This is a genomic window from Desulfogranum japonicum DSM 18378, assembly GCF_000429945.1.
GTDB classification, from domain to species: domain Bacteria; phylum Desulfobacterota; class Desulfobulbia; order Desulfobulbales; family Desulfobulbaceae; genus Desulfogranum; species Desulfogranum japonicum.
Genome location: NZ_AUCV01000043.1, coordinates 1 through 12,559, shown reverse-complemented (window position 1 = coordinate 12,559; position 12,559 = coordinate 1). Strand labels below are relative to the sequence as shown.

At 44.6% G+C, this 12,559-nt stretch carries 10 protein-coding genes; 3 read left to right on the top strand and 7 right to left on the bottom strand.

The window, feature by feature from the left end:
- Positions 1-142 precede the first annotated feature (142 nt).
- The gene (locus G493_RS0117450; RefSeq protein ID WP_028581445.1) at positions 143-898 is read left to right on the top strand and encodes an endonuclease; all 756 of its coding nucleotides are present in this window, start codon (positions 143-145) and stop codon (positions 896-898) included.
- Positions 899-1,045: 147 nt separating this feature from the next.
- On the opposite strand, the gene G493_RS0117445 is transcribed toward G493_RS0117450, so the two are convergent.
- From G493_RS0117445 to G493_RS0117420, 6 genes are read right to left on the bottom strand one after another with little or no spacing between them, the layout of a single operon-like run.
- Complete coding sequence (locus tag G493_RS0117445; protein ID WP_028581444.1) at positions 1,046-1,912, bottom strand: STM4011 family radical SAM protein; 867 nt, start codon at positions 1,910-1,912, stop codon at positions 1,046-1,048.
- Positions 1,913-1,918: 6 nt separating this feature from the next.
- Complete coding sequence (locus G493_RS0117440; RefSeq protein WP_028581443.1) at positions 1,919-3,250, bottom strand: STM4012 family radical SAM protein; 1,332 nt, start codon at positions 3,248-3,250, stop codon at positions 1,919-1,921.
- Complete coding sequence (locus G493_RS0117435; RefSeq protein WP_028581442.1) at positions 3,240-4,103, bottom strand: STM4013/SEN3800 family hydrolase; 864 nt, start codon at positions 4,101-4,103, stop codon at positions 3,240-3,242. Before G493_RS0117435 ends, G493_RS0117440 begins: the two co-directional genes overlap by 11 nt.
- Complete coding sequence (locus G493_RS32440) at positions 4,100-4,744, bottom strand: HAD family hydrolase (protein WP_028581441.1); 645 nt, start codon at positions 4,742-4,744, stop codon at positions 4,100-4,102. The genes G493_RS0117435 and G493_RS32440 overlap by 4 nt, the downstream gene beginning before the upstream one ends.
- On the bottom strand, positions 4,725-5,897 hold the full coding sequence (locus G493_RS0117425; RefSeq protein WP_028581440.1) for an STM4014 family protein: 1,173 nt from the start codon (positions 5,895-5,897) through the stop codon (positions 4,725-4,727). Before G493_RS0117425 ends, G493_RS32440 begins: the two co-directional genes overlap by 20 nt.
- 2 nt (positions 5,898-5,899) lie before the next feature.
- Entirely contained in the window at positions 5,900-6,835 is a 936-nt protein-coding gene (locus tag G493_RS0117420) for an STM4015 family protein (RefSeq protein ID WP_028581439.1), read from the bottom strand.
- Positions 6,836-7,811: 976 nt separating this feature from the next.
- On the opposite strand from G493_RS0117420, the gene G493_RS29850 reads away from it, so the two are divergent.
- Entirely contained in the window at positions 7,812-9,431 is a 1,620-nt protein-coding gene (locus tag G493_RS29850; RefSeq protein ID WP_051309446.1) for a hybrid sensor histidine kinase/response regulator, read from the top strand.
- Between the two features lie 263 nt (positions 9,432-9,694).
- Here G493_RS29850 and G493_RS0117410 read toward each other — a convergent pair whose 3' ends face one another.
- Positions 9,695-11,827: a cation:proton antiporter domain-containing protein gene (locus G493_RS0117410; protein WP_028581438.1), complete on the bottom strand. Its 2,133-nt coding sequence runs from the start codon at positions 11,825-11,827 to the stop codon at positions 9,695-9,697.
- 468 nt (positions 11,828-12,295) lie between these two features.
- Between G493_RS0117410 and G493_RS0117405 the strand changes: the two genes are divergently transcribed.
- Positions 12,296-12,559 (top strand): transposase (locus G493_RS0117405; protein WP_035274998.1); only part of this gene is annotated, 264 nt, incomplete at its 3' end.

Genomic DNA, 12,559 nt, shown 5'->3' with positions numbered 1-12,559 from the left:
TCATAAACATCGTTATGAGGAAACAAGCTCTCAAAAGTGAAGGAATACAGTCCCCATGAGTAAATGTAAGTAAGGGTCAAGTTCTACAACTATACACTCAAATATTTTGTAGATGATGTTTTAATCATTTGAACTAATAGTGATGCCAAAAAAAGATCTTTCGTCGTTTGCCAGGAAAGCTCACAATGTCCCGGTCGCAAGACAGAATTTTATTGACCAGGCAGGAGGAATTTTTCAATCCAGTGTAGGATATGATCATTGGAAATCTGCAGACAAATGGAGTAACTTCTGGAGTTTCTTTTTCGATACCAATCACGGCTGGGTCCAATCTGTATACGGTTCCATACCCATAGACGAATTGTACCAGAAGCAACGGCACTCTATAGAACACATCATTCCTAAAACGTTTCTCAAAGAATATCTCAAGAAAAAAGGTGTACCTGACAGTATTCGCAGGGGGGCTACGGTCAACCCATTCAATTTTGCTGCTGCAGAGCGCCGTCTGAATGCTGGTCGATCCAACTTTCCGTTTGACATGGAAGACAACACTGTGAGCAGACCGTTTCGGATCAACCTGAACCCCGACGCCTATATGACAACCGGTTTGAACGAAGAAAAGAAGGAATGGATCATTCCCTCACGGACCAAAGGTGATATTGCCCGGGCCATCCTGTACATGCTGCTCATATACAGCATTGACGAACTCTATACCCAGCATATTGAAACACTGGTGCACTGGGCAAAGATCGATCCACCGACAGCCTGGGAGCTTGCTTATAATGAGTGGGTAAAAGGCCGACTCGGCATCAACAATCCATTCATTGCTGATGCCGAAAAAAGCAGGGAACTCCTGGATAATGTAGAGTTGATGAATTCCCTGATGCTCAAGGAAAAATGATTGTCTTTTCCCCTGTTCGTGTTACTTAAAATTCTCTGGTTTAAAAGACTGTGGCAGTTGCCTCGCCATTGATTCGAAATTACTAGTATTACAAGTGTTTTTCTGAAAACTTCTGGTTGGAAAAAGGCTTGTTGATCAGGAGATAGTTCACCCCATTTTATATTGACAAGGAATCCGTTCTAACATTCCATCGCCGTAGATGGAATGCTGATGCAGTTCAGGAAGGTAGATGTAGCCGATATGGCAATGGCAGGTGTCGTTCGGGCAGTGCGGTGAACAGTGCAGATTAGCCATATCGTTTTCTGAGATATTGCCTATGATTGTATCAACAAAATGGCATCGCCGTATATCTCCTTTTTCATCTACGGAAAATATCTCCTGGCCGGTCCGGCAGATATGCCCACGGGACGGATAATAGTGCAGGTTATTGTTAAAAAGTGGGTCAAGCAAAACCAGTTCTTCAATCTCCTTGTCTGTATAATAACCGTGCCACCGTTTATAGGCATTGATCCACATGTAGACAAATTGGGGCAGGGTTGCTCTCAATTGCCTGATGGTTGGAATATTCGTTTTGATTCCAACAACTCCGCAACTGAATCGAAGATTTCTATCCAAAAGCGCCTGGTACTGATTGGTAAACTGCTCTAATGATATCTGCTCCGGATGAAAACTCAACCAGAATGCAGCCGTGTCTGCGGCAATTCTGTCCAACCAGTCATCGGCAGTTACTGAAAATGATCCGTTGGTCTGTACCGCCACTTTAATGACATTTGGCAGTTTGGAAAGCCTGACCATTGCTTCTCTGTAGTATGCATGAATCATTGCCTCGCCATAGGGAGTGAACAGTATGCGGTAGTGGTGCTGCGAATTTTCTATAAACTCAATAAATCGACTTATTCCGGCCTTGTCGGTCTCAAGATCCTGATGGACAATTTTTTTCCAGGCAAAAGGACAGTACGCACAGTGGAAATTACAGCTTTTAAGTGATCCTCTGTACAATATTGTAAACTCCATGAAGACTTATCCCAGAGTAAAAGTTTCCATGCGCTTACGAATAGCTGGAGAAATAAAAAAAGGGCCGATGACGTCTGAATACATAATCCCTTTTTCCCTTAGCCGGATATGGCTGTCTGAAGAACAGAGCATGCCGAGTTCTGAAAGTATACTTATTTCTGGAAAATCAGATTCGCAGTCGCTGCCAAAATAATCAGAATACACCTGTTTTTTCAAGCCCCGACACTTGAGAATGGATTTAATCAGATAGCGGCGTTTTTGCTCTTCCAAAGACAGTATAATGCCGTGTTCTGCCTGGTTGAATGCAGCATCGGGAAGATTAGTGTATGACTCGATAAGGCGTTTGACTTCCTTAGGTTCTACGGCATATGGTGTGGCATAATGGACGGATCGGGTGTATGAGCGAGCACCTGTTCCAAGACCGATCATACCATCTTCCTGACAGCAATAATCGGTACTGGTGTTATTGTTACCTTTCTCTGCTTTTCTGAACATGCGCATGGAATCCTGCACATATCCATGGGCAAGTAACAGGTCTCTGCCAACCTGATAAAGTATCATGGTGTTTTCGTTGATGGGTTTTCCTGCAAGTGGGGTTAGCTCTCTGATATACAGTGGATATAGAAAAATTTCTTCAGGATCAAATGCGAGTGCGGTTTTCAGTGATTCGGTTAGAGTCTGCGGGGTTTGTCCTGGAATGCCGTAAATCAAATCCAGATTGGTCACCGGAAACTCAAGCTGTGTGAGGATATCAAGGCCGTCTGTCACATCCTTTACGTGTGTTCCCCGGCTAAGGACCTGCAACTCTTTTTGAATAAAACTCTGAATACCTACACTGATTCGGTTGATGCCCCGCTGTTTGAGAAGGGACAATTTGTCCTTGCTGATGGCCACAGGGGAAATTTCCAGTGACCCCGGAGCCTCTTGTGAAATACCTAAAATATTGAAAAAGATCTCCATGATTCGATCCAGCTGCTCAAGAGAGATAACGCTCGGAGTTCCGCCGCCGATGGCAAATTGTGTTCCGCAAAATTTTCCTAAGAAATAGCGTGCTGCTAAAGCCTGTCTTTCCAGGGTGTCAACATAGCGCTCCATCAGCTCTTCACTTGCTTTTGCCATGGAAAACAGATTGCAGTATCCGCATTTACTTTGACAAAAAGGAATATGGGCATAGAAGAAAAGGGATGACCTGTCTTCTTTTGCCCATAAATCAGACAGGTTGAGAGGGGAGGTAAATGTGCGGTATGATGTCTTATGCGGATACGAGTACATATACGCTGAGTAGGGCGTTGATACATCCAGGTTTCCGAAAACAGGATGCTGCTGATCAGTTTTCATGGTTTGGCTTGTTGATTGGAAACGTATTTTTCAAAGAGAATGCTGCAAAGGGTACTGTCCATACCTGTTCATGGCACAAACGATGTCCTCTGTAACCATCTTCGCCATAGGTTGTGCCATGATCCGAACATAAAATGCAGAACGGATTTCCCCGCATGGAAAGTGCGTCGAAAAGTTTTGGCAGCTGACTGTCTACATAGCGAAGTGCCGCGGCATGAGTCTTTTTAGAATCTTTGGTTTCCCCTTTAGCATACATGTAGTTAGGTTGGTGAATGGCAGCTATGTTAAGAAAGAGAAATAAAGGCTGACCTTTGCGTTTTTCACTCTGGTTACGGATGATCTCAACGGCGATATCTATTTGGTTTTTAGTCGAATCAGGATCAGTGACCCCTGTGGATTCTTCCCAGTGACTTTCAGTAAACAGGTCGGGAAATACCGAGGTCATCGGGGTTTTTTTGTTGAAAAAGCCTACACCTCCGATACAGGCAGTGTGATACCCCAGTTTTTTTAATCCGGTGACGATATCTGCCGCCTCAAAGGAATAGGTGTTTGTCCCGGTGGTTTCGCTGCCGGGAAAGGCAGCAGCAAAGTAGCGTTCATGAGGTCCAGGAACAACAGGTGTCGGTAGAAAACCTCCAAAAAAAGCATGATGGGACGCCCATGTAAAATTTCCGGGTGCATGCCGTTTTTCCCAGTTTTCAGGCATCATTTTTCTTAGATTAGGGGTGCCGCCAGATAACCACTCTTCCGTTGCAACATCGTATCGTAAGGTATCAAAGGTGATGAACAGGATGTCGTCTTTTCCGACAATCCTGTTCATGTTTACATCAAGCGTTGTTGTAAGCTGTGTCATAATACGTTTTTTTCAATATCAGTAATACATCGCAGACAAATATCAGCATTACAATGCGTTTCTGACAGGGGTGATACCAAAGCGGTTTTCATACCGAGAAGATGTGCAGGATCGATATCCTTTATGGGGTCATCTCCGATCATCATGGCCTGATCCGGTGAACAGGAAAATGCCTTTAAAGCTGTTCTAAAAATACGGGGGGAAGGTTTGCCGTACCCCAGGTCACCTGAAATAAAGCAGTGCGTAAAATAGGCCCATAATTGGGCTTGATCTATTTTTTTACGCTGTACCTTTCCCGGTCCATTGGAAATGATACCCAGTTTAAAGTGTCCGGACAGCCGTTTCAACATGGCATGTATTTCTCTGTCGGGTTGGATATTTTCCGCCAAACATCCAATTTCTTTGTTTAATGTGGAGATCTTGGCTCTGTCCAGAGGAATATTGGCTGCGGCCTTCCTGTAAAAAACTCTACGTTCAGTCTGGCCACGGTCATCGAGTTCGACAAGCTGTTGTATCAAGCGAGTCTGTTCGTAATCATCCAGCTCACCTGCATGGTTTAGAACCCATTGACGAAGCCTGCATAGGAACGCATGATTCCGGTCAATCAAGGTGTTGTCCAGATCAAAGAGCAACAGTTTCATGCTGATATGAAGGGCGTTGCTCTGTCCGGCAGGTAGCAAGCCAGCGTTCCACTTCCAGAGCATATGGATCTTTGCCCTGGAAAAACGCCTGGTTCACAAAATCGCCAAAGGCGTTAATCTCAAGCACACGGGGATTTCCAGATCCACGGGGAATGAGGATGTCGACTCCTGCATAAAAGGAGCCTTTAAAAAGTGCGCAGGTCGCTTCTGAGATATGTTCAACCTTTTTGATAAGCGAATCGCTCATCCAGGAAGAATCAATCTGTTTTCGTCTGTTTCGCAGGTGTAGATTTGTAAATGGTCCACGTCCGATACGCGCTATTTTGTGAGTCGCTTTTCCGCCGATAACAACCTGTCGGATGTCAAAGGGGCCGCCGTCGGCATAAGCTTTAGGTATCCACTGCTCCACGTGCACGCCTTCTTGGCACAGCAGGTCAACTATGGAGCGGATATCGCTTTGTCGGCGATAGGTGAAAAACGTTTTGGTATTGTACAGTTCCACTTTTCCTTTGGTTCTAACAAGTTCCAAAGTTGTCATGGCCGAAAAGAGATTCAACGAAGGGTGCTTGCTGAACGCCACGATTCCCATAGCACCGGAACCGTACCTTAGCTTGATGAATACGCGAAAAATACGTGTCTGGGTCATCAGTGCAACAAGATGGTCAAAACTTTTCACCGGTTCATTGGGTGACAGGTCTTTGGCCACGGGAATTCCGGCGTTGGAGAAAAGCCTGTGAACCGAGCATTTATCAAACATTAACATGATATCGCTCGGATCATTCATATATCGTGCTCGGCTTTGAGCCACTTGTTTCCCAATCCCGTTCAAATAACGGCACCATCCGGTATACCACAAGCTAGGATAGGTTATTTTCCCCATCTCAAATCGCATTCGGTCAATATCTGTGACCAGTTCGCCTTGGTGAAGAATCCTTGCACCTAATCGGATCAGCTCTTTTTCAACCGGGAAATTTTCACCGGCGGTTTCGATACGGATGGTTGTATCCGGGGAAAGCTGGTCTGGCAGGTAAACCGTATCTGTGAGAAGGTCAATATGTGAAATGACCTTCCCCTCAACGCCCTTAGCCTGCAGGGCCCGCATAAATCGTTTGACCCTGATATGAAAAGGATCTCCAATAATCAAAAATTTCATGCTTATTCAGAGACAAAAACCGTCCTGTAAATTTCTCCATCATACTCTTCTGCTTCCTGTGGGGCTGAACAGTCGCAGTCAACGGGCAAGGAAGCTAACTTTTTGCACATTCCCTTGCTCATATAGTGGTGCCTTAAAATCAGCTGTTTCAGTGACCGTATTTTTTTTGAGTCCAGCAACGCCTGAGCACCTTCGTCTGTCAGAGTTCCAAGGGAGAGGTCAAGAACATCAAGCGTGCTCAAGATGTCATGATCTGCCAGAAATTTTGCAATGTCATCGACAATTTCGCTATTTTTCAGGCCAAGATAGGTTAATTTTCCAGATGAGAAAGCTGCAACACATTTTTTGATGGTCTCCATACTGCCGTCAAAGCCGTACTCTTCAACACCAAGCCACAGTTCAAGGTGGGTGAGTTCCGGAAAAGTACTGGTACATATATCATGAGGTACCGTACTGCTCAATCCGCCAGACTCAACGATCAGTTTCTTCAAGCCGGCATGTCCAGCGTTTCCAAGCCGTATGGCTGCGCCGCGAATTCTCAACTCCTCAAGGCCGGGATAGGCTTTAAGCAGTTCGCTATAGTCTCCCTGTTGAATCCAAGACATCTCACAGTCTTCATATGTGATGTCACCTACGAAGAGCGCCTTGAGTGCCTTTAAGGCCTCTTTGTTTTTAATCAGCAGATTGATGACCTCCTGGGGGTTTTCTTCCCACTCTTCCCCCCACGGACCGATAACCAGCGCCTGTATCTGTTGCACAGCAGGATCATTAAACAGGGGAGCAAATTTCTGGGAAATTTTCAAGTTCTGTTTTTCGGCTTCCTCCCAGCTGATCGACAGTCTCCATGCGTATTCTTCTGCATCTGCCAATTCTTCCTTGGGATTGTATTCTTTAACCTTCAGTCCGTGAAAATTTTCTATGTATGTTTCTATGGACATGTAACTCTCCTGTTAAATACCGGTTTATGTAGAAGGGTGTTTTGTGGCTAGTTGTGACTAATAAAATATCAACCTAAGTTGCCTTTTTTTACAAGACATTGGAGCAGAGATGTCGCCGACATTAGTGAAGATAGCTGGTTTTGAAAACAAAAAAACAGCTGAGTATTTGGAATTTAGGGAATGAGATCCCCTGGCCACAGACAGTTTCAACGCAGGCTTAAGGTACAAGGCAACGGGTACAGGTCCTTAGGGTTGCGAAAAATAGTAAATATCCAAAAAAATCGTAGGATATCGGTTTGGTAACATCGTCGCGTCAATAGTTCCACACTGGCCGTATTGAGCCATTGACCCTACGACATTACGGAGTTGAGAGACAAGCAAGATTGATAATTTATTTTTTCCGTAATCCTTAATATTCAAGATGTCTCGTCGAACTCCCAATGAGGGATTGTATAATTTTTTGGTGGATCATTACCACTATTTCGATAATCTCCGAATCGTCGATTCGTCTCTGAAATATATTGCCTTTCTTGATGATCGTTCTGTGGTTTGGCTACCGAACGTTTGTAAATATAGTAACGGCTAGCGACTTCACTATAACTGCACTGCTATGTTTAGTATCAATTGAAAAATCTACTTGTGAAAAATGATTTTTGCATATTTTGCCTATATGATAGACGAAACACATATGGTTTACCTATGGATTATTTAGGCTTTTTAGTCTATGTATTTTTAATTATAACAATGTGTTTGTAACGCCATGGGTAGCGGAAAGATATAGCAGGTGTTTTGTGCATATTAGATAGTTCTAGGCAGTTTATGGTGTTGATCAATGGAGGAATAATGGTTCTCAATCCCTTGAGAAAGACGTTTTTGTATATTTATAACTTGATGTTGGCTGTGCCAAAATATACGATGGTTAACAATAACGCGAAATACAAAATCGAAATCCGTCTACCCATATATCAAAATATGTATGAAAAATATACCGGCATACGAAGAACTACTGGAAAAAATCCAGGAATTTGAGCAACGTGAATTTGAGCTTCAAAATATAATCCGTGAATTACAAGCCTGTAAGAAAAAACTTGAAGAAGTCTGTGGATTAGCCGGATTAGGCTTCTGGACCTGGCAGGTCTCTACCGGCAAAGTAACGTGGTCTCCGGAAGTGTATGATATTTTTGGTCTGAGTCCCACGGATTTTACCCCGACCATTGATTCAATATTAGCTCTCTCTCCATGGCCGGAAGAGGCTGCTCGCGGAGTTGAGATCATTAATACGATGGTTGGCAGCAATACAAAGGGCTGTTATGAACAAAGATTTTTGAGAGCAGACGGCAGCATAGGATACTATCGTTCCACTTTTAACGGTAAAACAGATAATGACGGACACGTCTCATTGGTTGAAGGTGTTGTCATAGATATCTCAGAGCGTAAACGCATAGAGAAAGCACTTCTGCAGTCTCAGAAAATGGAAGCAATCGGAACATTGGCTGGTGGTATCGCCCATGATTTTAACAACATTTTATCTGCTATCCTCGGATATGCCCAGCTTGCGCAATTGACTTGTCCTGAAGATGAAAAAATCCAAAAATATGCTACCCATATTTCCACAGCAAGCATCAGGGCAAAAGATCTGGTCAACCAGATACTGGATTTCAGCCGGCAGCGGTCATTGGAAAAAAGGCCCGTGGAGATCGGGGTAATATGTAAGGAAGCCCTTAAATTAATGGAGGCAATCATCCCAGCCAATATTCAGATGCATCAATTTTTCGGGCCAGATGGAGCTACGGTACATGCCAATGCAACGCAAATTCATCAGATAGTTGTAAATTTATGTACAAACGCCGCCCATGCGATGCAAGATAGCGGCGGGGAGTTGGTCGTTGAGTTGGTCCCATTTACAGTAGGGTCTGAAGATGAAAGAGGCGGTCTCAAGCTTCCCACAGGTAAGTACCTGAAACTGACGGTTTCAGATACAGGCTCCGGTATTCCGCGAAATATCCTTCCCCAGATATTTGAGCCCTACTTCACCACAAAAGAAGTTGGGGATGGAACAGGCATAGGACTGGCCACAGTGAGAGGCATTGTAAGAGATCATGGTGGGGATATCAAAGTCGACAGCGAACAGGGCATCGGCACAACCTTCCATGTTTTCCTCCCAACCATTGACAGTGGACCTGTAGCTTTTAACGATACTTTTGTCCCCCTTGCCACAGGAACAGAACAGATTTTGATCATTGATGATGAAAAATTCATCGTAGAAATCGGTAGAGAGATGTTAAGCGGACTTGGGTATAGGGTAGATGTCAAAACAGATCCACTTGACGCTCTCTGGGAGTTTCATGGGGACCCGGATAAGTATGATCTGGTCATTACCGACTGGACAATGCCTAATATGAATGGTGCGCGACTTATCAAGGAGCTTAAAAAGGTACGTGAATCCATACCGATTGTTCTTTGCACAGGCTTTAGTAAAGAACTCATTTTGGAAGGAGAAACTGGTGTTGAAGCCGATGCGATTCTAAGAAAACCAATCACCATGCATACGTTGGCTCAGACAGTAAAAAATATATTGAGTCCAGCTGGCAAATAGACTGTAGTAGGTAAAAGTATAGATAGATACAAGCCGCGGATAGGAATAGCTGATCGTAAAGTCTGTAATTCCCTCACGTTTTACGTTTGAAGTGTTTTGGTGGCTGTGACAGCGTAACTGATCACGGGGTTAACAACACTACTATTTCAATTGTGGTTTTTCGCAGGCACGCGAAGACTCCGGTAGGCTATCTATGCGGGAACCCGCGATCGTGCAAAGAGATAAGCGACCAGCAGGAGACTTCGTGGAGCATCTGTGATCAATTACGTGACATCGGTATTTTTTTGGGCATCATATACAACAATAAGCGGTTTGCGCAGGTTCTTGGACAGTGAATCGGCCAGTGAACCGAAAAAGAATTTTCTGACCCCCTTGGTACGGATCGCCCCCATTACAACAATGTCATGGTTTTCGGCTTCATCCTGAATCGTTTTTACCCTGGCATCTGTTGGAACAGGTTTGACCAGAATTGGCACCTGTTCTGACTGACGATTAAGCCAGGAAGAGATTTCTTTGGTTTTGGAGTGGACCAGCTCCTGGTTGACATCTGATGTCATCATGTAGAGCAGGGTAATCTGATGTTCTCCAACTTTTCCCAAGGCAAGCACTACCGGGTATACTTCTTCCAGATCGGTCATATCTATGACAGGGACAAGTATCCTTTCTGTATGCAGAACACCATAAAACTGGACCACAATAACAGGGCATCCCACGTGAGAGGCTACGGTCTCAAGCACCTCCGGAAAAGCTGAGGTCTTGTCGTGCAGCGGATAGCTCAACACCACTGCCTTGGCATTATTATATTCCACAGCTACAACCAGGCCGGAATAAATGCTGGAATCGGGAACAATCTCCGTCATCAGCTTGTACCCCATGGTTTCGACCTCTTTCCGTTCAATCTCAAAGTTGTGTGGAGGTGGTGGGGTACCTGGAGGTTGAATAAAGACAGCCATGGGAGTGGCCTGGTAGTGATGTGCGAATATGGTGGCTATTCTGGCAATACCATTAACAGTGTGGCGTCGCGTAGCCCCAAACACAACGACATTCTTGGGATTTTTTACCGGAGTGAGTTTTCCCCAGGTCCATGGGAGAATAGCTACCCCTGCCTCTGATCTCATGAACTGATCGCATTCCTTTTCTGTCATACCGTTACATAACTGCTTTTTTTCAGTTGTTTTTTCAGTCTGTATCGCTTCCTTGGCATTGATAATGGCAAAACGTGATGTGAGAGGACCGATAAGCTCAGAAAGAAAAACACCGGTCAGGACCACTGGCGTGATTATGGAAGAATAGACAGAAAGCACATTGTCGGAGCTGATCAGAAAGATAAGGCCGATGGCAATTCCCGCCTGTGGGATAAGAGCTATTCCAATATATTTCCGGACGATTTTCGCTGCCCTGCCGATCCTGGTGCCAAGTTGAGCTCCCAGCATCTTGCCGCATATTCTGGCCAGGAAATAGACAATTCCTATGAGGCCGGTACTGCCTATATTTTTTATATCCAGGTGGGAGCCAGCAAGAGTGAAAAACAGAACATAAATAGGCGGCTCAAAACTGTTCAAGGCACGAAAGACGCGTACATCCCGTTCAGCCTTGTTTACCAGGGTGAAGCCAACGGCCATTCCAGCCAGCAACGGCGAAAGATGCATGTATACTGCCAGTTCATTGCATAACAGCAGGATGGCCAGTCCTGCTGTCATCATCTCACCCTCATCTGCCATTTTTCTCAGCGCTACTTCCAGCAAAAGGCCACTTATAACACCCAGGATCAGCGACATAAGGATTTCAAGGAATCCATTGCCGATGGCAACGAATAGAGGCGTGTCTGCCTGTCCGATGATCTGATGGCTTAGTGAGAGTACCAGGCCAAAAAGCATAATTGCCAGGCCATTATCTATTGCAACCACAGCCATCAGGGAAGACGTGAGAGGACCTCTTGCCTTTAATTCCCTTACTATCATCAGGGTGGCCGCTGGTGCGGTTGCAACACTTACAGCGCCAAGTAACATGGATAAAACCAGTTGATCTCTGAACAACCATTCTCCCAAGTGCAAGGCATCTGTAATTTGAAAAAGAATAAAGACAGTGAAGCTGACCATGGAGAAGGCGCCAATTGCTTCAAGGAGACCAGTCCAGAAAACACTGCCGGCGTAGACCTTGATTTTTTTGATTTCGATATGCTCGCCAATACCGAAGGCTATAAGCATCAAAGCGATATGGGTAAAATGATCCAGGCCATGGCCAATGGACTTTTCAGTGATGATTCCAAATCCGGTTGGCCCCAGCAGTAAACCCGCAAGAATATAGCCGGTTACGGAGGGCAGGCGAAACCTCTGAGAGATTTTGGCTACAACCAGACCCACTGCCAGAAGCACTGCCAGGCCAATGGTTACCATGACTGCCGGTCTGGGTAAAGGATAGTGTGCCGGTTTTGCAAGACTGCTTGTAGGGTTAATATTTTTTGCATTTCCAACCTACCGACTTTTCATTTTGAAGGCAGACTACTTCAGCATAAGACATGAATCTGTAAAAAAAGATCTGTCACTATCATAAAGTTTCCAACCGACGATGATGTGTGTCAATTTAGAAATGATGTTTGGAAGTCATGGGTTAGGTGACCTCGATATTGAAATTTCATTTCTTAACGGACACTAACTCATTTGGCAAAAAAAAATCATGATAAATGCGTAGATATGGAACTTTCAGGGTATGTTTAGGAAAAATAGTTTTTCTTTTGTAGGACCAATGATCGGGTAGCTGGAGTTATGATCGAAAGTGGTGTTTGAGGAAGACATAAAAAATAAATGACGTATCCTGTTGGGATCAATCCGCCAAGAACAATTCCAACACAAAAAGGATACGTCATGAACAAGAATAAAATTATTAGCCTGAAAAAGCCTGGAGAGTTTTCCGAGGATCCACTGACCGAGTTGTTGCGACATGGTGCTCGACAACTTATTGCTGACGCTGTCGAAGCTGAACTTCAGGATCTTCTGCAGCAGTATGCAGATGTGAAAAATGACCGGGGGCATAGGCAAGTGGTACGCAATGGTTATTTGCCTGAAAGAGAAATCCAAACGGGAATCGGCCCGGTCAAAGTAAAGGTCCCGAAAATAAGGGACAAGAGT